This window comes from Nocardia carnea (assembly GCF_029868325.1).
GTDB classification, from domain to species: Bacteria; Actinomycetota; Actinomycetes; order Mycobacteriales; family Mycobacteriaceae; genus Nocardia; species Nocardia carnea_C.
Genome location: NZ_JARWNW010000145.1, coordinates 1 through 25168, shown reverse-complemented (window position 1 = coordinate 25168; position 25168 = coordinate 1). Strand labels below are relative to the sequence as shown.

Annotated in this window: 6 protein-coding genes; 1 reads left to right on the top strand and 5 read right to left on the bottom strand. The window is 70.3% G+C overall.

All coding sequences use genetic code 11. The annotated features are described in order from the left end of the window. Positions 1-229 precede the first annotated feature (229 nt). The 5 genes from QH196_RS10790 to QH196_RS10770 all read right to left on the bottom strand — a co-directional run bounded on the left by QH196_RS10790 (position 230) and on the right by QH196_RS10770 (position 24004). Positions 230-1255, bottom strand: a complete 1026-nt coding sequence (locus tag QH196_RS10790; RefSeq protein ID WP_432279466.1) for an alpha/beta hydrolase — start codon at positions 1253-1255, stop codon at positions 230-232. A gap of 363 nt (positions 1256-1618) precedes the next feature. After that, on the bottom strand, positions 1619-12625 hold the full coding sequence (locus QH196_RS10785; RefSeq protein ID WP_280415630.1) for an AMP-binding protein: 11007 nt from the start codon (positions 12623-12625) through the stop codon (positions 1619-1621). Between the two features lie 209 nt (positions 12626-12834). Continuing rightward, complete coding sequence (locus QH196_RS10780) at positions 12835-21990, bottom strand: condensation domain-containing protein (protein ID WP_432279465.1); 9156 nt, start codon at positions 21988-21990, stop codon at positions 12835-12837. A 128-nt stretch (positions 21991-22118) separates the two neighbouring features. Beyond that, positions 22119-23102 carry a LuxR C-terminal-related transcriptional regulator gene (locus QH196_RS10775; protein WP_280415628.1) on the bottom strand — a complete coding sequence of 328 codons (984 nt, stop codon included), beginning with the start codon at positions 23100-23102 and terminating at the stop codon, positions 22119-22121. 74 nt (positions 23103-23176) lie between these two features. Next, positions 23177-24004, bottom strand: a complete 828-nt coding sequence (locus QH196_RS10770) for a M23 family metallopeptidase (RefSeq protein WP_280415627.1) — start codon at positions 24002-24004, stop codon at positions 23177-23179. A gap of 574 nt (positions 24005-24578) precedes the next feature. Here QH196_RS10770 and QH196_RS10765 point away from each other — a divergent pair. After that, on the top strand, positions 24579-24971 hold the full coding sequence (locus QH196_RS10765) for an SCO5389 family protein (RefSeq protein WP_280415626.1): 393 nt from the start codon (positions 24579-24581) through the stop codon (positions 24969-24971). The last annotated feature ends 197 nt before the right edge of the window (positions 24972-25168 follow it).

The following is a 25168-nucleotide window of genomic DNA, read 5'->3' as shown; positions in this document are numbered from 1 at the left end:
CATCTTGTCCGTACCGGGACCGACGGCCACCCGATCCCGGCTGATCATCTTGTCCGTACCGGGACCGACGGCCACCCGATCCCGGCTGATCATCTTGTCCGTACCGGGACCGACGGCCACCCGATCCCGGCTGAGCATCTGTCGTACAGAAACCGGCGGCCCGGTCGATTCGACCGGGCCGCCATTGTTCGACTCATCTCACGCCTCGCTCATCGGCGCGTCGCCGGGATCAGACCCCCAGGCCACGGGCGAGCACCGGCCACGAAGCCCGGAACTCGTCTTCCCAGTAACCCCACGAGTGGGTGCCCGAATCACGGAAGTTGAAGGTCGCGGGGATACCCAGCGAATCCAGCCGGCCCTTCAGGTTGTGGGTGCAGAAGTTCGTACCCGCCTCGATGACACCGCCGACCAGGATCTGGTTGGCCAGGCCGTACGACCCCGGCAGGGTGTGCGGGCCGTTCAGCGTGTCCCAGCGGCCGGGCAGGCCGTTACCGGTGGATACGTAGAGTTCCATACCGCGCAACGCCTCGGCGTGGACATACGGGTCGTTCGCGACCCACGCCTCGGACCCCTGCGGACCCCACATGTTCATGGTGTCGCCGCCGCCCCACGTCTCGACGGTGAGCTTCACGAATTCCGACCCCACCGGATCGCTGGTCTGCGCGCAACCGCTGTAGGAGGCGGCCGCCTTGTACAGGCCCGGATTCCCGATCGGCAGGGCCAGCACGGTGGTGGCGGAGGTCGACAGGCCGGCGAGGGCGTTCACACCGTTGGTGCCGAGCGCGCCGTCGACCAGCGGCGGGAGTTCCTCGGTGAAGAAGGTCTTCCACTTGTTACGGCCGAGCGCCGGATCGTCTTTGATCCAGTCGGTGTAGTAGGTCCAACTACCACCGATCGGCTGGACGACGTTCACATTCTTGTCGGACAAGAATTCGAGCGTATTGGTCTGTGCCTGCCACGACGCGGAATCCTCGCCGCCGCCGGCACCGTTCAGCAGGTACAGCGTGGGCCGCGGCACCGAGGCGTCGGCCGGACGCTGGACATCGACGACGATCTCCTTGTCCATGGCCGTCGAGTGCACATACAGGCGCAGGTTGCGATCGTCCTTGTACTCGGCCTTGACGATCCGCGACCCGTTGGGCGAGGTGGGGTCGGCGAGCAGGGTCTTGGACTCGATGATCGGGTCGGCCGCCGCCGCGGTACCGCCACCGAGCCCCGTCATCACGCCCGCGAACACCGCTGTGGCCGCGACCATCGCCGCGGCGCGTCTTCCGCCACGCCGGCTGAGTCGACGTATCAATTTCGCACCTTCGCTTCGTCTCGAATGTTCATTCGGGCTCTTTCCACACACCGGCACCGGCCGGTTCCCGGACCCGAACGCATCACAGTAACCGGGCACGGGTCGGCCGCCCCGGAGTTTCCGCCTGTGTAGTCGTACGGCGTGGACATATCGTTACCGTAGCGTTGTCCGAATGTCTCGATTCGGTCGCGCATACTGTGCCGATTCAGCACGGCAGGCTCCGGCTGTACTCACCGGACACCAGGGCGCCGTGGCGATGCCCGGCCTCCGGATACCGGCGCGTCCCCGTCGCAACAACACGAACCAGCTCCGACCGCGCTAATCATGCCCGCCACGCCGCGAACCGACCGGGAGCGACCCACCGTGTCGCCCCGTACGACCCAGGTATTCCAGCACACCGTCGCGGCGCCGCACGATATCACCCGTGCGATACAAGCGGCCGCCGCCGGCCGCGGCGACGAAATGCACGGCGGTATCCCCCGGAGCGTCGTAGAAACCACGCGCCAGCTGCGGCCCGCCGATGTACATCTCGCCGGCGGTGCCCGGCGGCACCGGACGCAGTTGTTCGTCCAGCAGATACACCCGGTCGTTGGTGACCGGCCGGCCGCCGACCGACCCGACGGTGATCACGCCCGTCTCGTTGTGCCCGTACCAGATGACCAATTCCGCGCCCGGTAGCAGATTCATGAACCGTTCCACCCCGCCCGACGGCAGGGCGGCACCGTCGACGACGAGACGCCGCAGGCTCGGGTGCGCGGCCCGGCCACCCCCGTCGGTCACCGAATCGAGGAATCGGTCCAGCAGCGCCGGGACGACATGCACGACCGTCACCTTGTGGGCGGCGATCGACCGCGACAGATCCGCGGCCCGGCCGGGATGGTCGGGCATCAAGATCTGCGCGCCGCTGTGCAGCGGCCGGAACAGCTCCCAGAGTGTGATGTCGCCGACGGTGGGCGCCGCGTGCAACACCAGATCCGCCGAATCGTAGGGATGGCTGCGCTGCGCACGGCGCAACCGTTCGACCATCTGCCGATGCGTGCCCGCGACCCCCACCGCCACATCCGGCCGGTAGCGGATATCGGCGATATCGTCGGCGGCCACCACCGGATCCGCGGCCGGGTCGGTCGGCAGATCCAGGTAGAGCAGGTCGATCGCGACGACCGGGATACCGGTACCCGTGGTCACGCCGTCGTCGGAAATGCTCAGCACGCAGATCGGCTCCGCCGACGCCAGCACCCGGTCGAGGTCCTCGGCGGAACCGCCCGGATCCACCGGTACGTAGGCGCCACCGGCCCGCAGCACCGCGCACACCGCGACCACCAGGTCGATCCCGGGGCGCATGGCCACCGCGACCGGGGTCTGCGCTCCGACACCGAACCGGATCAACTCCACCGACAGAGCCCGCGATTTACGGTCCAGTTCGACGTAGCTGAGCAACCGGGCACCCTGCCGGACCGCCGGGTCGGCAGGTGTGCGCGCCACCTGTGCATCGAACAGCGACAGCAGCGTGTTCTCGTCCTCGCGGGGACCGAGATCGCGAATCGGCGACAAGTACGCGGTAGTCTCCACATCGGTGACCGGCCGAAGGAAGGTCGTCGGTTCCGGGTCGGCAGTGGACTCCGCCTCCTCGCCACCGGGCCGCGAGTCCAGGCTCTCCGACGCAGGCCCGTCCGCTGCCGCGGCGAGTTCCGGCCGGCGCTGCGGCAGGGACGCCGCGGCTTCGGGTGCAGGCCCCCCGCCGGGCTCTGGACGCCGCTGCGGTGGTTCGGCGGTCTGTCCGCGCTCCGCAGGCTCTTCGACCTGAGCTGGGCGGCGCTGCGGCAGCGAGACCGGTCCGGCGGCCGGCGCAGCCTCCTGTGCATCCGCGCCGGTAGCGGGCTGTTCCTGGGCGGAGTTCTCGGAGTAAGCCTTATCACTGCTGTGATCGGCCAGTTGGGGCCGGCGCTGCGGGAGGCCGCCGGGACGCGGCGAAACCGGCTGTTCCGAGGAATCCGGGCCACCCTGCCGCCCCGGCCGGCGCTGCGGCAAACCGGTAAGCGACGAAGGCGCCGAATCCCCGGAACCCGCGCCATCCCGCAGACCCGGCCGGCGCTGCGGCAGACCGTTCGCACCGCGACCGGCAACCTCGTCACGCGAGCCCTCGAAGTCGGCCCCCACCTGTGGCATATCGACAAGGCCGGCCAGCGGTGATTCCGGAGGCTCGTCCCCGGTGCTCGCGAGCTGCTCCTCGGCCAAGGGGCGCCGCTGCGGCAGTTCCTGACCGCGTACAGGCTCCGGGGGAAGCGAGTGATCCGCCCCGCCGGGCTGCCGTTGCGGTAAGCCCGAATCGACCGGCGGCTCGGACGAAGCCGAACCATTCTGCGACCGTGACCGCTGCGGCAGGGCGGAGCCGGTCGGCGGCTCGGACGCAAGCACGCCGTCTTCGGCACGCGACTGTCGCTGCGGCAATCCATCGGTACCGAATGTGGGCGCCCCACCCGCCGATCGCTCGGCAGACTGCCGACTGCGCTGTGGCAAACCTTCGGTACCGGACGTGGGCACGCCACCGGCCGACCGCTCGGCAGGCCGCCGACCGCGCTGTGGCAGTTCCGAGGAAGACGACGACTCCGGCAGCAGCGGACCATCGTGCAAACGCGGTTGGCGTTGCGGAAGGTCTGCGGAGGGTGACAGGCCCGGCGACTCCTCGCCGGCCCGCAGCGGGACGCCAGGGCCGGGCGCCGGTGCTTCCGGATGGTCCCCCGATTCCGCGGCCTGATCACCGGCCTCGGGGCGACGCTGCGGAAGTCCGGGCCCAGCGGGCGAAGGCGAATCGTCCCGTGAGCGTGGGCGCCGCTGAGGTAGACCACCTGGGCCGACCCCGGCGGCCTCGCCACGTGGATCCGCGAAATCTCCCGGTTCCTCGCCGCTCCCGGACGGCTCGGCGGGACCGGACAGTGATATCTCCGGACGCCGGCTCTCTGTCCCTGCTTCTCCTGCGGCCTGCGGGCGGCGCTGTGGCAGGCCACTCGCGCGCAGCCGGGAAACCTCCCCGGCCTGATCCGTGGAATCTCCGGGTTCCGCGCCGACCAGCGGTCGCTCGGTCGCACCGGACGTAGATGCTTCCGGGCGCTGATCTGCTGCTCCCGCGACCTGGGCACCTATCTGAGGGCGGCGCTGCGGAAGGCCCGAACCAGTGGACGACTCCGGTGGAACCGGACTGTCCTGCAACCGCGGACGGCGCTGCGGCAGAACGCTCTGTCCCGGACCGGCCGCGGTACGGGCACGATCGATGTTCGCGGGCTCTCGCTGTGGGAGTGCGTCGGCGGCGGGTTCCGGCGCGTCGGGAGCCGGGTCGCTGGTGCGTCGCCGGCGTTGCGGCAGGCCCGAGCCGACCGGGGGATGCGGCGGATCGGTGATCGGGCGCAGCAGAGAGGTGACCTCCGCGTCCGGGACCGGTGCGTGCGGATCGTGATCGTGATCCGGCAGAGGTTCTCGGTCCGCCAGTCCCTGCGGAACGGCCCCGCCGTCCTGCCACGCTCGGTCGTCGGAGCGGTCTTCGGCGGGCGAATGGGCAGCGGCCGGCGGTTGCCGATCCGGCGATGCACTCGCGTCGGCCCCGGAGTCGGCGGTCTCGTACTCGGCCGACGCGTATGGATCGGTCGTTTGCGGCGTATACGAGTCCGGTCCGGCCGCCGCGTACGAATCGGCCGTCGGCGGCGCATACAAGTCCGGTCCGGCCGCCGCGTACGAATCAGCCGTCGGCGGCGCATACGAGTCCGGCTCGGCCGTTGCGCCCGGAACCGCGACTGGTGGCGCGTACGGATCCGGGACGGTGGGGGCCTGTGGCGCCGGGTCGGGCGAGGTCGGGCGGAGGCCGTGTTCGGCCAGTCCACCCAAGGCGCGCACCCAGTGCTCGGCGAAGGTTTTCACATCTTCGCCGAGGAAAACCTCGGTGGCGTAGTCGAAACGGCACAGCAGGCCGTCGTCGGTGACGTCGACGGTCAAGACCAGCGGAACCCCGTCCGCCGGGCCGTCGGTGTGCACGCGGGCAGGCCGCAGGTCGCGATAGCGCAGCGTGAACCGCCCCGAATCGGCGGCGGCGAATTCGGCGGAGGTCTCCGCGCTCAGATAGCGCAGCAGCGCGTACCCGGCACCACCGCCGGGGACCGAGCGGACGAGATCGCGGATCTGGGTGAGCGCGGCTCCGGCAGCGGGGCCGCCCACCAGGGCGTCGGCGGTGTCGATATCGGCCACCTGTACCGACAGCGGGAACTCGGTGGCGAATCCGCCGACCAGATCGTCGCTGCGGCTCACCAGTGAGCGGGCATCGGCGTCGTAGCGCACCAATGAGCCCAGCGCCCGGACCACCGCGCCCTGCTCACCGGTACGCAACGCGATGGCGACCGCGGTCAGCAGCACCTCGGGCACGGTGGCCTGATAGGCGTCGGCCGCGGCGGTCACCGCGGCGGTGCCTTCGGCGGTGATGGCCAGCGAAACCCGGCGCCGGGCCCGCAGATCCACGGTGCCCAGGGGCGCCGCGGTACGGGCACCCGCCAGATTCCGGCGCCACCAGCCGGCCTCGTCGAGGAGATCGATCGACCGGGCCCGCTGATCGAGAGCTTGGATGAGCTGCGGCAGCCGCGTTTCCGAGGCCGCGGGTGCGGTATCGCCGGCGATCAGTTCATCGACGATCACCCGCCAGGACCGGTCGTCGACGACGAGACCGTTCGCCACGACCACCAGTCGGCGCGCCGATTCGGCGCCGGTGACCACGAAATGGATATTGCGGCCGGTCGCCGGGTCGAGTGCGTCTGCGGCTGCCTGCACCACATCGTCGGTCGCGACCGTGTTCTCGCCGGATTCGGGACCGAGCCACCAGTACTGCCGGTCGCCGCGCTGGTCCCGCGGCGGAATCCACAGGGTGGGTGACCGATCGCTGCTGTCGAGCCGGGCCGACAGCAGCGGATGCCGGGTGACCAGCGCACGAACCACTGCTTCGGTGTGGTCGAGCGGACGGTCGGCGGGAAGGTCCAGCACGATGGACCGGACTTCGACCCCCGGCAGTGGATTCTCGAGGAGACGGATCACCGTGGGCGTTGCCGGGAGTTCACCGGAAACCTCGGAGCCACCGGAACTCTCGCCCTCGGCAGCCGGCCCGCGCGGCGATTCGGAAACCGCCGCAGCGTCGTCCAGCTTCCGGGAGGTACCAGCATCGCTCGTGGAAGCATCGTCCTCGCCGGCTCGCGTGCCCTCGGCTGCGTCGAATCCGGAACGCACACCGGGCCCCGCATGCTCCGCGGCGCCGGGATCGACCGCAGCACTGTCCCCGGGCCGGGCACCTGCACCGATGGCCGCCGCATTATCAGCGCCGCTGATCGTCCTGCCATCCGGGCGACCCGCGGACCCGGTCCTACCCAGCGCGTCGGCAGCCGTAGCACCGGCCGCATCACCGATCGCGTCGACACCATCCGGGCTCTCACCCCGGGTACGACCGACCACACCCGCAGCTGCGGAGCCGCCGGCAGAACCGTCGGCCACGCCCGCGGCCGCAAACCCGTGGTCGGCACCGTCGACGACCTCGGCATTCGCAGGGCCACCGGCGACTCGACCGCCCCTGTCCGCAGCCACGGTTGCGGCATCGGCATCGCGAACGACGTAGGCAGCCGTGGCCCGAGAACCGGCACTGGCCACGACATCGGCATCCGCAAGCGCGCCGCCGGCACCGCCGACCATGTCCGCAGCTGCCGACCCGCGACCGGCGTCGTCGACGGCGTCTACATCGGCAGGCGCTCCATCAGCCCGACCGGGCATATCCGCGGCCGTGGCTCGGACACCGGCACGGCCCGGCAGGTCTGCGTTCGCAGCTCCCGCATCGACATCACCGGCCAGGGGTGCGGCACCGGTACCGCGTCCGACGTCCGCAGCCGCGGTCCGGGCATCCGCGCGGCCGGGCAGGTGGGTGCTCGCAGTATGCGCATCGCCGGTCCCATACGCGTCGGCTGTCGAGGTCTGCCCGGCTGTAGCGGGTTCTCCGTTACGGCTGTCCAGCTGCGCGACCGATTCCGCCGGACCCGGCTCGAGTGCGGTGGTGAGCGCCGGAACCTCGTCGGGGTCCGGGAGCCGGTCGCCGTCGGGTTCGCCCGCGGAGTTCAACGGAATCTGTTCGACCGCCTGGTACGCCACCGGCAGCAGCGAGGCCGGGAGCAGCCGGGCGAGCCCGGCCCGGACCTGGTCGAGGTCCGGATCGGAGCCGTGTTCGGGCACCACGTAGACGGCCAACCGGCTGCCCGGGGCGGTCGGGTCGCTACCCGCGGCGACGGTGCGCGCCAGGATCGCGGCATCGGTGATCCCGGGCAGTGTGCGCAGGGCGGCCGCGATGATGTGCGGCCGGAGGCGGTGGCCGCGGAACCGGATCTGGTGGTCGGTGCGGCCGAGCAGGTCCAGGCGTTGCGGTGTGGTGTGGGTGGCGTCGCGCCACAGCACCAGATCGCCGGTGCGGTACATGCGCTGGCCGTATCCGAAGGGGTTGGCCACGAAGCGGTCCGCGGTGAGCGCCGCACGGCCGGCGTATCCGCGGGCCAGCTGGTCCCCGGCGAGATACAGTTCGCCGGGCACACCCGGCGGGACTGGGCGCAGGCGGGAGTCCAGGACATACACCCGGGTGTTCCACTGCGGCAGGCCGATCGGGACCGACCGTTCGGCCGATCCGGCGGCCGGCCAGGAGGTGGCCGATACCGCGGTTTCGCAGGTCCCGTACAGGTTGTGCACCTGGGCGCCGCAGCGGGCGCGTAGCGCGGAGACGATCTCCGGCGACAGCGGTTCGCCGGTCACGAAGATCTCGCGCAGGCTGCCCACGCGATCGGGGTCGATGAGTTCGGCGAATTCGGCGAGTTCGGCCGGCCCGAAATCGGTGACCGTCACCCCGTGCGCGGTAACGGCTTCGGCGATCTGCCGGGTATTCGCAGGCCCGGTCAGCACCAGTTCGGCGCCGGCCCGCAGGGGCAGGAAGAAACCCCACAGGGAGGTCGCGGCGGTGGCCGCATTGCGCTGCAGGTAGACATCGGTGAAGCCCAGCGGGGTCTGGGCGAGCATCAGGGTGATCTGGTTGTTGAGGGCGGTATGCGAGAGAACCGCCAGTTCGGGTCCGTCCGCGGCGGCCGATACACACATCACGCAGGCCGCGTTACCGGGCCGCGCGGCGCGGGCCAGTTCCGTGGAGCGCACGGGTTCGGTGGAGTACTGCCCGAGTTCGTCCGAATCGACCAGGAGAACCGGTGCGGGCTGCCCGCTCGCACGCACGGCTTCCGCGGCCCGGGATTCGCTCGCGCGGTCGGCCAGGACGAGGGCCGGTGTGGCGGTATCGAGGACCTGCGCGGTCCAGTGGGCCGGGTCGCGCGGGTCCAGCGGCAGATAGGCTCCGCCCGCGGTGAGCACGGCGTAGATCGCGACCACGAGATCGGGGGTGCACCGCGTGGCGATACCCACCACCGTTTCCGCACCGACCCCGGCCTCGATCAACCGGCGCGCCAGGCGGTTGACCCGGCCGTCGAATTCCTGGTAGCTCAGCTCGGTTTCCGCATCGGCCACGGCCACCGTATCGGGCCGGATGGCGACCGTCCGGCGGTAGCCGTCGAGCACGAGTTCCGGAGCCACCGGATAGCGGGTGTCGTTCCACACCACCAGCAACCGGTCCAGGTCGGCACGCGAGAGCAGGTCGATATCGCCGACCGGGCCGTCCGGGTCGCCGCCGGCGACGGTGAGCACTCGCTGGAATCGCCGCGCGATCTCGGTGACGGCGGTGCGCCCGAGCCGGTCCGCCGCGAAGCGGAACGCCGCTGCGATTCCGTCCGGGGAACCGTCGGGAGCCCGGTGCGGATCGATGACCAGGCGTAACGCCGCGCCGACGGGCGCGGTGGGCACCTCGACCGGTTCGGTGGCCAGGCTCGGCATTTCGAGCCGCGGAATATCGTTGTGCCGCAAGGCGATCGACACATCGAAGAGGGGGCCGTCGATACCGAGTGCCGCGGTGAGGAGTTCGAACGGCAGGTCCGCGTTGGCGAAGGCGCGGCGATCGGATTCCGCGACGCGCTGTACCAGGTCGAGAAAGGATTCGGCCGGATCGATGCGGGTGCGCAGGACAACGGTGTTGGCGTACGGGCCGATCGCGTCGTCGAGTTCACGTTCGTCGCTGCCGCGCACGGAACTGCCGAGCACGATATCGGCGGACGCCGCCGACCGGGCCAGCAACACCGCGAACGCCGCCCGCAGCACGATGAATTCGGAGGTGCCGGCCCGCTGGGCGATATCGGCTATCCGGCGATGGGTGCGGGTACCGATATCGAAGGCGTGCACCCCTTCGCCGGGGGCGGCGGCCGCGGTATCGGCCGGCAACTCGAGCCGCGGAGGCAGTTCGGACAGGTACTCGCGCCAGTACGCGAGGCGCCGGGCGGCCAGTGAATCCGGGTCGGCGATATCGCCGAGTTCGGCCCGGCGGCCGAGGAAATAGTCGAGGTATTGGATCGACAGCGGCTGCCACAGCGGCCGCGACCGGTTGCGGCGGCCGAGGAATGCCCGCAGCAGGTCTCGGAGCAGTAAACCGGCCGAGACGTCGTCGGCCAGGATCCGGTGGACCACGACCGCGACCACATGTTCCCGCGGACCCAGCTCGGCCAGCGCGAACCGTACCGGGACCTGTTCGGCGTCGGCGGCATCGAAATCGGTCTGCGATAACGCGTGCAGCCATTCGCCCAGATCCGCGGCCGGCACCGGTTCGGCGACCACTTCGGGCACGGCCTGTTCCCGGGGCAGCACCAGCTGCTGCGGCGCCGCGCCGGCCGCCGGGTAGACGGTGCGCAGGGTTTCGTGCCGGTCGACCACGTCGGCGACCGCGGCCTGCATGGCCGCGACGTCGAGGGGGCCGGTCAGCCGCATTGCCGCGGTGATCGTTTCGACGGTGGTACCGGGCGCGGTCTGGTTGCGTTCCCACAACCGCAGCTGCCCGGGTGAGAGCGGAATGGTCGCGGGCCGTTCCACCAGGTTCGGCGGCCCGGCCGGCCGGATCTCGTCCGGATCGGACGGAGCCCCCGTTCCGATACCTGAGCGGCTCGGCAGCTCCGGCTCCGCGGACCAGGCCGGAGGCACTGCCCAGTCCGGCCGGTCGGATAGTGGCTGCGCGGGTCCGGCTACCGCGGGGCCGTGTCCGGCCCGGTGGTCCGGCTCCCGTCCGGTGGACAGCGGGTGCTCGTAGAAGGCCGTGGCGTCACTGGGGATCGGCGCAGGGCCGCCCCGGACCGGTAGTGCGGCCGCAGCATCCGGCGATGGGTGCGTGGCTGCCGGGAACTGGTTCACGGGATCCCCGGGGCCGCCCGGAGGTCCGGGGAGCTGTCGGCCGCTCCGCAACCAGTCGTCGGTCGAATCCTCGAGCTGGTGCCGGTCCGGGGCCGCAGCGGAGCCCGGCTGGGACAACCCCGAATCCGCGGGTTCCCCGCGATCTGCCCGTTCGGCCGCGCCGGGCCCTGCTGTTTCCGGCGTACCGTATATTCCCGGGGCGTCGTACAGTCCGGGTCCGGGCGAATCGGCAACCGCTGGTTCGAACGGTTCCGCTGCACTACGGGCGCCGCGTCCCGGAAGGGTTTGCTGACGGTCGGGCATCTCCAGGTAGCCGCGGCCCGTCAATTCCATATCCCGCTGTTCGGAAGCCAGGCGGCTGCCCTTCTCCGGTGACGAGTCCAGGGGAAGCCGGTCGGGTCCGGCGAAACCATGGCCGCGAGATAGCGGCTCGGGCGAATCGCCCGGTACGGGGTCCGATCCGTGCGGCGCGGAGATTGTGGAACCGAAGTCCGCTCCCGACGGCCCGAATCGGCTCGCCGTCGGATCGGCGTCACGAACCTGCCGGCCCGGATCCGCCGGGTCCCGAATCGGCAGGCTCTGCTCATAATCGGGCAGTTCATCGGCGGGCTGCCGGCCGGAGGCGGCGAAGTTTTCCGGCGGCACCGCGTGCTCGTCCGCCGCGGCTACGGCCGGCTCGCCGCGGCTCGGCCGCGATATCACGGCGGGCCCTTCGAGAGCCGGTAACTCGACCCGCCCCACATACTCCATGGCGCCGCCGGACCCGCGTCGCACCAGGTCACCGGTGCGGTAGAGGCGGGAGCCGTCCGCGGCGGACGGGTCCGCGATCAGCAGTTGCGCGGTCCGCCCGGGCCGGCGGTGGTAGCCGCGCGCCAATTGCAGGCCACCCAGGTACAACTCACCCACCGCCCCGTCAGGAACCGCGGTGAGCTGTTCGTCCAGAATATGCGCCGTGACCCCGCGGATCGGTGCGCCGAGAGTGAGCGGGCCCCCCGGAACCAGCGGTGAGCTGATACCGGTCATGACGGTGACTTCGGCCGGGCCGTACCCCTGGTAGAGAGCCCGGACCGAACCACCGGTCACCGGAATCACCCAGCGCTGCACCGTCTCGGGCGGGCACGGTCGCCGACCGGCGATCACCACCCCCAGCTCGTCCAGTCCGGCGGGGTCGATCAGTTCGAGCGCATCCGCGGGCAGGTAGGCATGGGTCACCCCGGTGCGCCGCAGCAGTGCGGCCAGTTCGTCGGCCCGCGAGACCAGCGGGGACACCACGACCATGGTCGCTGCGCCGCCCAGCGCCAGCAGCAGTTCCAGTACCGACGAATCCGAGGGCAGCGGCGCGAAGTTCAGGGTGCGGTCATCGGGTTCGACCCGGTAGCGGCCCTGCTGTTCGCCGCAGAGACCGGATAATCCGGTCTGGGTCACCACGACCCCGTCCGGCAAGGTTTCGCCGTCGGCGACATAGGTGACGTAGGCGGGATGTTCGGCGCGCAGCGGGCGAACCCGGTCGGCGTAGGTGACGGCGTCGGCGGAGAACTGCTCCAGCGCACGAGCCGTATCGACGGTGTCGACCTGCAACCATTCGATTTCTTCCGGCAGTTCGTTGCGCACCCAGGACACCGCCAGGCCGTAGACGGCGCCGGCGTCGACGAGTAGATGCGCGACCCACCCCGGTGGATAGGCCGGGTCGATCGGGACGAATCCGGCACCGGTCTTGGCAACGGCCCACACCGCGAGAACCGCGTCCAGTGAACGCGGAATGGCCACGGCGACCAGGTCCTCCGGGCCGATACCGCGGGCTATCAGCGCCCGGGCCAACCGGCTGGACCAGGCGTCCAGATCGGCGTAACTGACCTGTTCCAAGGGCCCGGTACCGTCGGCGAGGACGAGTGCGACGCCGTCGGGATTGGTTTCGACGGCATTGGCGATCAGTTGCGGCAGAGTGGTCACGCGGGGCCGGCGGGTTCGCTGCGGCCTGGTCCGGACCGGCCGCGTCATGCTGCGCTCCGGAGGAGGTCATCCCGCTGACCGACTACCGCATCCATCTATCCGCCTCGCCTGCCTATCGCACTTCACCGCCGCGCCGACCGTGGCCGCGGCATGGTGGCAGCCTGCCACAACCCGCCGGTCCCCGGTATGGCACCCGGCAGGTTACCGCCCCGGTCACTGTTCGACCATCCGGCGACCGTGTCCGGACCGGCGGGCCCTCAGCCGAACAGCGCAGGCAGGTCCAGCACCCAGGCGACCCCGTGCCAGGCGGGTCCGGGTGGACCGCCGTCCGCCAGGATCAGCGCCGTGAGGTCGGGTAGTGATCCGGGATCGAGGAGCCCGAGTCCCTCGTCGTCGGACCACAGATGGGTGATCCATTCCTCGGTGGGAGTCGCCCGCCGGAGGTCGCCGGGGACCACGACCACCGATGCGCCTGCGGCCCCGGCCGCCACGAACTCCGTCACCGCCGCCGGACCGTCGCCCCGGCCGTAACCGTATGTCCTGGCCTCGTAGGTCAGCTCGGTGGCGGCGTGTACCCGCGCCACCGCGGCCGCCAGCCCGTCGTAGGTCACCCGCCGGCCGGTCGCGTCCACCACCACGAGATCGCCGCCGCGCAGCGGCCGGGCCCGGTGCGCGTGAGTGACCGGCCGCGGGGACTGCCGGCCGGTCTCGGCCTGTATTGCCGGATCGTCCAGTATCAGCCACTCCACTTCCGGCTCTCCCGGGGCCGCGGTCACCGCCAGACCGAACTCCACCACCAGGCCCGCGGTCACCGCCACCGATACGGCGTCGAAGGGCACCAGGGCCGCACCGGCTTTGAGTACCGCCCAGGTCACCACCACCGAATCCATGCCACGCTCCAGCGCGGCCACCACCCCGGTCCCGGGCCCGCACCCGCGGGCGATCAGAGCCCGCGCCAACCGGGACGAACGCGTATCCAGTTCCTGGTAGGTCATCACCTCGTCGCCTCGGACCACTGCCGGCCCATCCGGGTCGTCTTCCACGGAGACCGCGAGGGTCCGGGCCAGCGCGATTCCCGCGGTCGCCGGCGAAACCGCCGGTCCGGCAGCACTTGTGGCGCCCGCAGGGTCCTGCGGACCGAATCCCGTAGCGGCAAGGGCGGTCCCAGGTCCCACCGGGACACCGGGAGCAGCGGCACAGCCGACCGGGTCCCACGGGCCGGCCTGGTCAGCGGGCGCAACACCACCCGGCCACTCGGCGACACCGGTATCGACGACTGACACGGCCCGTGCAGAACCCATCTCGGAAACGAATCCGGCGGCAGCAGAGCCGGTCGGAACACCGGCTCCTCCCGCAGCCGTGAACGGGGCGAATACCGAACCCGCATCGGATGCCGGCAGCCGCCCCGCCGGCCCGACCGGCCCGCCACCGGACCCCGAACCCGCAATACCTGCCAGGACAACTGCTTCGGCGCCAGGGGCCGCGTCCGCTGTATCGGCAGGTTCGGCGGCCGGCTCCGGTTCGGAATCGCCGGTGATATCGATTTCCCCGAGCCGAATCCGTGGCTCCGCGGCGACGGCGGTGAGGATCCGGGTCAAGCGGTCACCGAATGCGCGCACCGTCTCCTCGTCGAACAGATCGGTGCGGTACGCCAGTGCGATCCGGAGTTCGCCGGGAGTTCCGTCGCGCTCGCGGCGCGGATCCATATCTATTCGCAGATCGGTTTCGGCGTCCGAGATGCCGTGATCCAATCCGCGGACCGCCAGTCCGGGCAGGTTCACGACGGCCGGTGTGTCGAGCGTCGACAACAACACACCGAACAGCGGTGCACGCGCGGGTGATACGGCGTCCACGACCTGTTCGAACGGAGTATCGGCGTTGGCGGAGGCAGCCAGATTCGTTTCCCGGGTGCGATCCAGGAGTTCGGTGAAGGTCTGCGTGGCACGTACCCGCGTCCGCACGGTGACCGTGTTCGCGAATCGGCCGACCAGATCGGCCAGCGCCGGTTCGTCGCGCCCGGCGATCCGGCGGCCGACCGCGATATCCCCGGCGCCCGTCAGCCGGTGCAGCAGTGTGGTCACCGCCGCGTGCAGGATCAGGAAAACGGTGGCGCCGCGCTCGCCGGCCAATTCGTCCAGCGACCGATGCACCGCCGCGGGCAGGACGATATCGGTTGCGGCATCGGGTAGCGATATCCGTTCCGGGCGCAACCGGTCCGGTGGCAGACCGCGGCCCCCGTCCGACCCGCGCAACTGTTCCCGCCAATATCCCACCTGTTGTGCCGCAACGGAGTTGTCGTCGTTCTCGTCGCCGAGTAGGACGCACTGCCAGATCGCGTAATCCGCGTACTGGACCGGTAGCGGCGACCAGCGTGGCGATTCCCCGCTCACCCGCGCCAGGTATGCGGTCATCAGATCCCGCAGCAACGGTGCCGGGGACGCGCTGTCCGCAGCGATCCGGTGCGCCACCAGCGCGAGGATATGCTCGTCGGCGCCGGTGGCGAGCAGTAGTCCACGGATCGGAGCCGTGGTGGTGATATCGAAGGCGGTGGCGCGCAATTCGGCGATCCGGCCGGATGCGTCGTCGGTATCCGCGATCTCCAGGCCGCCGCGCAGCACCTGGGCCACCGGCAGGATGTCCTGATACGGCAGCCCGTCCGGGCCCGCCGGGTAACGGGTGCGCAGCGGTTCGTGGCGTTCCAGCAGATCCGAGATCGCGTACCGCAGCGCCGAGGTATCGAGCGCACCGGTGAGTTTCACGGCGAGCACGATATTGTGCGCGGCCGGGTCGGCCCGGCCCCGCAACCATATCCGGTGCTGGTTGGGCGCGAGCGGGATCCGGTCCGGCCGCTCGGCCCGGTCCAGGGCCGGCCGCTGCGTCTGCCGACCGGCACCGGGCACCACCCGTGCGGCCAGCGCGGACACAACGGGAGCTTCGAATACCGCGCGCAGGGTAAGAGCGGCGCCGAGCGCCTCGTTGATCCGGGCCACCGCCCGGCTCGCCAGCAGCGAATTACCGCCGAGGGCGAAGAAATCGTCGTCCGCGCCGATCCGGTCGTCACCGAGTAGCTCGGCGAACACCTCGGCGACAACAGTTTCCGTACGACCCGCCGGCTCCGTATAAAACGCGCGCTCCCCCACAGGCTCGGGGAGCACCGCATCGACCACCTCGGGCCCGTTCAGTACCTCGCGCGACTGCCGGCGACCCGTGTACTCCAGGTTGGCGCGGCCGGCGAACCCGGCCCACCGCCCGAAATCTCCGGACCGGTACATCCGCGACCCCGGCGCACCGAAGGGGTCGGCCACGAACCGGGTGGCGGTGAGTCCGGGCCGATCCAGGTAGCCGCGGGCCAGTTGTGCGCCCGCGACGTAGATTTCGCCGGGTACGCCCACCGGCGCGGGCTGCAGCCGATCGTCCAGGACGAGCGCGTCCAGGCCCGGTAGTGCCCGCCCGATCACACTGGCCGGGTGGTCCACCAGGTGTTCGTCCAAGGTCAGGTACGAGGCGTGCACGGTGGTTTCGGTGGTGCCGTACATATTCACCACCCACGGCGCGTCCCTTTCACCGCCCGCGGAGGCACCGTGCCGCTCGTACCAGGGGCGCAGCCGGCGCAGATCGAGCGCTGCACCGCCCAGCACCACATACCGCAGAGCGGTCGTGTCCTCCGCGACGCCGTCGACCTCGGCGAACCGGTAGAACTCCGACGGTGTCTGGCCGATCACCGTGACCCGCTCGCGGACGAGTAGTTCGCGGAATCGTTGCGGCGAATCGGCGGTCTCCTCGTCGACCACCACCACACAGCCCCCGCCGGCGAGAGCGCACCACAGCTCCCATACCGAGAAGTCTGTGGTGACGGGATGGAACAGCGCCCATATATCGGTGTCGTCGAAATCGAACAGCAGCTGGGTGTTCGCGAACAGCTCCACCACATTGCGATGGGTCACGCCGGTGGGTCCGGGCGTGTGCGCGGCATACATCAGGTTGCCGGGCCGCAGTGGCGCACGCCGGTCCACATCGGTGACCGGTTCCGCGGAATGGTGTGCGGTTTCTTCCACAACCACCACGGGCAGGTCCGCGGGGACGGTGTCCCGCATCGCCGCGGTGGTGAGTACAACGGCGGACCGGGTTTCCGGGAAGGAGGACCGCGGCGCGTCGATCGGTAGGTACGCCGCGCCGGCCAGCAGCACGCCCAACAGCGCGACCGGGAGATCCTCGGTGCGCGGTACGGCTACCGCCACCAGGGTTTCCGGGCCGGCGCCCGCATCGATCAACCCGCGCGCCACCCGATAGGAGCAGCCGAGCAGTTCGTCGAAACTCAGTACCGCCTCCCCGGACCGCACGGCCGGGGCCGACGGGTCCAGGCGGGCACGGGCCTCGATCAGATCGACCACTGTCACCGGCGGCACCGCGGCGCCCGCACTGTTCCATTCCCGCAGGACCAGCTCGCGTTCCCCGGGGAAGAGCAGGTCGATATCGCCTACGACGACACCGGGATCGGCGGCCACGGCGGTCAGGATGCGGAGCAGCCGGTCGGCGTGATCCCCGACGGTCGGCGCGTCGAACAGGTCGCGGGCGTAGGTGAATGCGAGGGTGGCGCCGGCGCCGTCGGCCACCAGATCGACCCGCAGATCCAGTTTTTCCGGTAGCTCGGCGGGTTCGCTGTCGGTCGACAGCAACACCCGGAAGGGTGGCTGACCGGCCACCGTGCGAAGAGTGTCGATCAGGTGGCCGAGGCGTTCGCTGCCGCGGCCGGCCGTGCCCAGGGCCGCGGCCCCCGCTTCCCGGGCCTCGACCAGTAGCGCGTCGAAGCGGTCCGCCGGGTTCACGTCGGTGTGCAGGACCGAAAGCCCCGCCGCGGAACCCTTGGTCGCGAACGCGCCCACCGCGGTTTCCCGATACCCGGACAGTCGCGCCAGCAGTACGGCCAGCGCGGCCTGCACCACGGTGAAATCGTTCGTATCGCTGTGCCCGGCGGCAATATCCAGCGCGTCGTGCAGCTCGCGGTCCAGTTCCAGGCGCAGCACCCCGCTGCGCCGGGAAGCGCTCGCCGGTCGCGGCCGGTCGGCGGGCAGCTCGCCGGGATCGCCGAGCGCGGCGGGAGCGCGCCACCAGCCCGCCGCCGGCAGGGCAACCTGCGCGGGCACGGCAAGCAGCTGTCCCACGAGCGCCCGCAACAGCCCCGACAATGCTTGCGCGCAGAGTTCGGCGACACTGTCGCGGCGGTAACGCAGCCGCAGCAGCAGCCGGTCGGCTGATTCCACCACCAGCGTCACCGGGTGGTGACTGTCGATCCGGGTGGTGAGGTGCACGACCTCCAGACCGTCGAGCGCACCCGCCGCGGCGCGCAAACCGGCCGCGCCCACCGGATCGGGATCGAACGCGAGAACAGTGTCGAACAGATGGGCGGCGCCCGGGGAAATACCGGCCGGGTCGAGATAGTGGTGTTCGAGCAGGGTGGCTTGTTCGGACTGGATCCGGGTGAGTAGCTCCCGCACGGTCCAGCCCGGCTCCAGCCGTATCCGCACGGGAATCGTATCGGCCAGCAGCCCGGTCATCTCGTCTGCTCCACCGAGTTCCGGCGGACGGCCCGGCACGACGGCGCCGAAGACGATATCCGCGCGGCCGGTCAGACTCGCCAGGACCAGCGCCCACAGCGCCCGCACCACGGTTTCGACCGTGACACCGGCGGCCACCGCGTAGGCGGCCATCGCGGCTGTTTCCTCTTCGCCGAGCGCATGTACCGATTCCCCGTACCCGCTCTCGGGCTGCTCGGGCTGCTCGGGCGGGAAGAGTACCGCGGCGAGTTCGGTGGGCCGGGCGCCGCGCAGAACCTCCGACCAGCGATCGCGGGCGGCCTCGGCATCGCCGTGCGCGCGCCACCGGAGATATTCGCGGTAGGCGGGTGGATCGGGCAGCGCCGCCCCGTCGCCGTGCCGCGCGTACAGGGTCAGCAGATCCCGCAGCAGAATCGCCGCCGACGCGGTGTCGAACAGCAGCGGATGTGCGACCAGGACACAATGCGTACGCCCGGATACCGTGCGGTAGACCGTGAACCGCAGCGGTGGCGCGCTGTCGACGGCGAATCCGGTGCGGTGTTCGGTGGTCAGCAGGTCGGCCATCTCGTAGTCGCCGACATCCTCGACCACCCGCCACGGCACCTCGGCGGTTTCGACGACCAGCTGCACCGGGGTGCCGTCGGCGCCGGTGGTGAATACCGAACGCAGCGCCGGATGCCGGTCGGCGAGCGCCTGCGCGGCACCGTGCAAGCGGTCGAGGTCGACAACACCGCCGAGTTCCAGCGCGAACAGCATCGCATCGGCACCGTCCGCGGTGAGCTGGGAACGGAAGAACAGACCGGTACCCGACGGCCCCAGCGGCAACACCTCCACCAGGCGTGGATGCACCGCCTGCCAGGCCTCCAATTCCGCATCCGCCACGCGCATCAGCGGCGAATCGAACCGGCTCGCAGCGGGGTCCCCGGCGTGCCGGGCCAGCGCGCGCAGGGCGGCCAGCCAGTCACCGGCCAGTTCCCGGACCGCGGACTCGTCGACGATATCGGCGAGATAACCGAACGCCACGGTCAGCGCGCCGTCGGCCCGCACGGCGGCATCGATATCGACGACCAGGTCCACCGGCATACCGGGGTCGGGTTCGGCCGGGATATCGCCCAATTCACCGGTCGGTGACCAGGCCGGATCCGCACGCTCGGCCACTCCCCCGGCGCGGCAGGTGAAACCGATCTGCGCCGGCGCCGCGCCCGGCTCACCGGGGGCGGCCGGGTGCAGTGATCCGAAACCGGCTCCGCCGTCCGGAACCGCGCCGAGCTGCTCGCACACGGTCTGCACCAGGGCCGCGGTTTCGGCGCCACCACGCAATGCCGCCTCGACGGCGATACCGGACAGATCCAGCGCTACCGGATATTCGATGCTGAATCGGCCGACGGTCCGAGCGGTATCGACCTCGGACAGTATGGCGGACGAACGGCTGTCCCCGTCGAGCCGGACCCGGGTGAAAACACAGTCCACACCGCGCCGTAACCGCCAATTCCGCACCGCCAACGCCAATGCGGCCACCAGCGGATCGTCGGCACCGGTGCCGTACCGGCCGGGCAGTTCGGCCCGGACCTTACCGGCGATCCCGGCCGGCACCTCGACCACGAACCGGCACACCGCCGCATGGGTATCGACGGCCGGATCCACCGGGCGGGCACCCAGCAGCGGGTCGGGCGTGGCCAGAATGTCACGCCAATAGGCGTTTTCGCGTTCCCGGTCCGCGGTGGCCAGCCTCTGTGCGCAGGTCCGGAACGGTATCCCGGTGGGCGGTAGTTCGACATCGAGCCCCGCCGCAATCTGCTCCCACGCCCGCGCCAGATCGTCGACGACAACACGCCAGGACGCGGTATCGACGACGTACTGATGCACGGCCAGCAGCAGCGCATCCCGCGCACCGGGCCGGCGCAGCCAGGTGGCGGCGACCATCCGGCCACCCAGCGGATCGAGTTGGGCCACAGCCGCGTTGGTTGCCGCCCGGACTATCTCGGCCGGCCCGGTACCGCCGGTACCCGCCGGAACCTCGACCTCGGAGATCAGCACACCCGCCCCCGGCGGGTAATCGGGCACGTCGAAGCGATACCCGTCGCCCTCGGTCACCACCCGGGCGCGCAACATTTCGTGGCGGGCCAGTACCGCCCCCACGGTGGCGGCCAGGCCGGCGCGATCGATACCTTCCGGCAGTAACAGCATCACGCTCTGCGCGAACCCCGGGAAAACCCCGCCGGCGAGATACCGGCCGAGGAGCGGGGTCAGCGGGCCGGCGCCGCCTCGCAGATCGGGGCCACCGGGCAGCCCCGAGTCACCCGGGAGTTCCAGCGACCACCGGGTTGCGAGGCGGCCGCCGGCGACGACTTCCGCTGCGGCTCCGGCGCTCCCTCCGTTCACTGCTGCAGCCGACGCCTCTGCGGCGACATGGGAATCCGGCCACTCGAACACGGATTGGGGCAGCCCGCCGTGGCCGGGTTCGTACCCGGTAGCGGGCAGGTTTTCGTCGGTGTGCACGAACGCGGCGGACGTCGCGGCGGCGGGTCGTGATTCGGCAAGGAGGGCCGGTGGTTCGCCACCGTGGGCCTGCCGCCGTGGATCGGCGCTGTCCAAGAATTCGATTTCCGGGCCCCGCGGTGTTTCGGCGTGCCGGGCCCGGGCGCCCGTCCGGTACATCCGGGTGCCCGGTCGGCCGTTGGTGCCGGGGACAGCGACGAAACGTGCCGCGGTCAGTGCGGGCAGATTCGCATAGCCCTGCGCCAGGACCGGGCCCGCCAGATAGAGTTCGCCCACTTCACCTGCGCGGACCGGCCGCAACCGGGCATCGAGAACCAGCATCTCGACCCCCGCCGCCGCGGTTCCGAGGGTGCTCGGCCGGTCCGCAAGCGCCGGTCCGGTATTCGTGGCGACGATCCCGGCCTCGGAACAGCCATAGGAGGTGACGAAACACAGGTCTCCCGACCGGCGCCCGGCCGGTGCGGATCCGTTCCGATCACCCACGACGGCAACGAGTACGAGATCGTCGAGCCCGGCCGGGTCCACCGATTCCGCGACGGCCGCGGTGGTGATCAGATGGGTCACCTGTTCCCGGTGGATCAGTTCGCCCAGTTCACGCCCGCCCGATACACCGGCCGGGGCGATGACCAGGGTCGCGCCCGCGGTACAGGTGAGCAGTAGTTCGAGAACCGCGATATCGACGGTCGGCGGGCAACTGTGCACAACCCGGGAATCACTGGATATCGCATAACTGTCGCCGACGGCAGCGACCACCGCGCCGAGCCCGGCATGCGGGACCACGATGCCGACGGGTTCACCGGTGCGATCGCAGGGATAGGTGATATACGCGGGATGGCGCTCGTCGAGTGCCCGGATCCGGTCGGCATAGGAGAGGGGATGCCGCGGCCGCCGGGCGATACGGTCGGCCTGGACGGGGTCGTCGAGTTCGATCCAGTACAGAGCGCGGCCCAGGACCCGCCGGTATTTCGAGGTGGTCAGACCGAAGGCTGCCCCCGAATCGGTGGCGATGGCGGCGATCCGGCCGGCCGGGGCGGCGGGATCGAGGAAAACGTGGGCAGCACCGGTTTTGGCGACGGCCCATACCGATAGCACCGATTCCGGGCTGCGCGCCATCCCGATCGCCACCACATCGCCCGGTCCGATACCGCGTTCGATGAGTTCCCGCGCGACCTGCGAGGACTGTTCGTCGAGTTCCCGGTAGGTCAGCTCCAGCTGATCGGCGGGCGCGCCCGTCGGGTTGTAGCGGATCGCTACCTCATCCGCGGCGGCTTCCACCGCCGCGGTCAGCAACTGGCCCAGCGGAGGGGTGCCCGCACGACGCCGGCGACTGCCACGAGGAGAACGACGGGCAGTTTCCATTCGAGTGCATTCACCCTCTCGCATCGAACCCGGATCCGGCCCCCGCGTGCCCGAACAGCGGAGAACCGGTGTGCCCGGGGCGAGCGCGGTCCGGCCATCATATCGGCCGAACCGGTCTTGCGATCAGTTCACAGCCAGCCGCGGCGAATCGCCTGCACCCCGGCCTGGAACCGGGTACTCGCGCCGAGCCGTTCGAGCAGCCGAGCGGTTCGCCGGACCACCGTGCGGCGTGACATCCCGAGCCGGCGCGCGATCGTATCGTCGGTCGCGCCCATGCTCATCATCGTGAGAATGGCTCGGTCGCGTTCGTCGAGTTCGTCGGCGGCCGGCTGCACCGAGATGGGCGCCGACAGTGTCCACAGCACATCGAAACTGCGGACCAGCAGATCCAGCAGGGGTGATCCGCTGATCCGCAAGGCCATCGGATCGGGCCGGCGTTCGTCGGAGTGCAGGACGAGGCTGGCGCGCTCGTCGTCGGCGACGATCAGCTTGAACGGCGGATCGGGCAGGGTGCGGGCCTGCGCGCCGCGGGCGTTGGTGGCCAGCGTATGCCGTAACCGGTCCGCATCCTGGTAGATCGTGTCCTGGTAGAGGATCCGGTAGCGCACGCCTTCGGCCATCCGGGCCTGTTTGAGATCGGTGATCCGGCTGTCGCGTTCGGCATCGCTGAGATGCGGGGTGCGCTCCACCATTTTCACGCCGTACGCCGCGTTGGCGTGCAGTGCCTCGAAATCGGCGAGCAGTTCGGCCCGTTCGAATACGGGCACCACCGCACCGTTCCAGCCCTGAGCGCGGCGCACCGACCGGAAGGTTTCGCTGAGCCGGGCCGCGGCGGCGTGCATGGTGCTGATCTGCTGCCGGCGCCGGCGGGCTTCGGCTTCCGACAGCGATTCCGGGGCATGCGCGTCCCAGCGCGGTGTGCCATCGGTATCCACCACCCGGATTACCGCGCGCAACTCCGACAATTCGTCCAGGGCCGTTTCGACGGCGGAGTCGGACAGACCGGTGTGCCGCGCGATATCGGCGGTACCGGACCGCGGCCGCTGCACCAGGGTCGCGTAGACGCGTCCGTGGATCGAGTCGGGTTCGAAGATTTCCGCCAGTTCGGTCACGCCGGAGTTTCGTAGGTCTCCTTGCAGCCCTGTGGGACCGGTAAGGATCGGACGGTCGAGAGAGTTCGAGGAACTCAGTGCGAGGGTCCCCACTCCAGTGGCACCCCCTTGGAAGCCATCCACGTCATCGGATCGATTTTGTTCCCACCCTGGTCCCAGATCTCGAGGTGCAGATGCGGACCGGTGGATTGGCCGCGGTTACCGACGGTGGCGATCACATCGCCCGCCTGCACCCGCTGCCCTTCTGCGACATAGATATCGTTCACGTGGCCGTAGACACCGGTGGTGCCGTCGTCGTGCAGGACCCGGACCCACATACCGAACCCGGAGGCAGGCCCGGCCTCGATCACCGTGCCGTCGGCGACCGATTTGATCGGCGCGCCCAGTGCATCGGCGAAATCGATGCCGTAGTGCATGGCACCCCAGCGGCTGCCGTAACTGGAGCTCACCATCCCCGCCACCGGACGCACGACCGGCGCGGGAGCGAACTGCTGGTGCAGCTGTTTCAGGGTCTGTTCGGCATGGGCCAGCGGCGCGGCAACCTCGGGCGGCAGGTTGCTCAAACCGAAGGGTGCGGCGACAGGAGCCGGGGCCGCGATCTCGGCGGCCTGAACGGGAGCCGGTGCCGGAGCTGCTACATGCGCCGCCGCCGGCTGTTCGGCGGGCTGTGCGATCTCCTCGGTGACCGGGGGTGCGGGTTCGGCCTCGGCGGCCTCCTTTTCACCACCACCCGGGAGCAGCGGAGCGGCATAGGCCAGCGCCGGCGCGACCTGCGAGGCGGTACCGATGATCGCGCCCGCCGCGACCGCGGCGCCGGCAGCCGCCCGGACCTTCTCGACGGCGGTGGCTGCGGCCCGGTGACGATGTGGCCGCACGCGGACCTCGTCGCCGATGAGGCTCATAACGGTGATGGAACCGGTGCCTGATCGATGGTGCGCCACTGTCCGTCCTCGCTATCCGGTCAACATGTTCACGAATGCCCCACGTGCGGACCCAGACTCGAGCCCGGTAAACGTAACGTTTAGGCATCCGTTGTGACGGTAACTCTACCGCCCCGTGACCATATCGCAACCTTCCCCCGGAAAGACCTGGTCAGCGGCCTGAAATCCCGGTGTGAAACGGTCACGATCGCGCGAACTTCCCGTGACCTTACCGGCCGCGGGCCAGCCGCCGGCGAAGGAGTCGGCACGCCCTTCGCAGCCGCCCGGCCCGCATCACCCCCGGCCACGTCGCCGAAGCGCTACCGGACACCCCCATGTTCACCCCCCGCGACAACCCGGCCGGCCGCCGAGGCATTTCCGAGCCGCATAAGACGACCGGCCAGTTCGGCGGGACCCCAAAACATCCACCACCGAACATCTTTCATTCGCAACCCCCTGTTATTGATAACCGATTTCGATTAGACTCGGCCCGGCAGATCTGCCGCGGGTTTCCGCATCACCTGTCGCACAGACCAGTTGACCTCAGGAGGTCGCCGTGTCCTTAGATGTCCCCACCGCCCTGCTGGAACGCGCCGAAAGTGGCGAGATCACCGACGCCGAATTCGTCGAATGCGTCCGCACCTCACTGCCCTACGCCTGGGAGGTCGTCAGCCGCGTCGCCGGTGAACTGCAGACCGGCACCATGGAATTCGCCGACAACGAAACAGCCCCGCCGGACGAGACGGCACGTGGCCAGCTGCTGCGCGCCCTGGCCTCCGATGCCATCCGAGGCGGGCTGGAACGGCATTTCGGCGTGAAGCTGGCATTCCAGAACTGTCATCGCGTCGCGGCGTTCCCACTCGCGTCCGTCGGCGGTGAGACGTACAACCGGTTCATCAGCCCGCGCAACCAGTTGCTCAACCAGAGCCCGGAACTGCGCAACTGCTGAGAACACCGGTCCCCGGCGGCGTTTAGGGGCGGGGGGCGCGGGTTTCGGGGGTGAGTGGTTATCACGCCTCACGACTCCGCCGTCACCTCTTCGATGCGGTGGCGGCGGTGCCCGGGCGCCCACGTCGTGTGGCTGCTCCATGCCATCTAGAGAAAAGTAGGAATCCCGTGACCGCCTCACCATCAACCCCCAGCGAC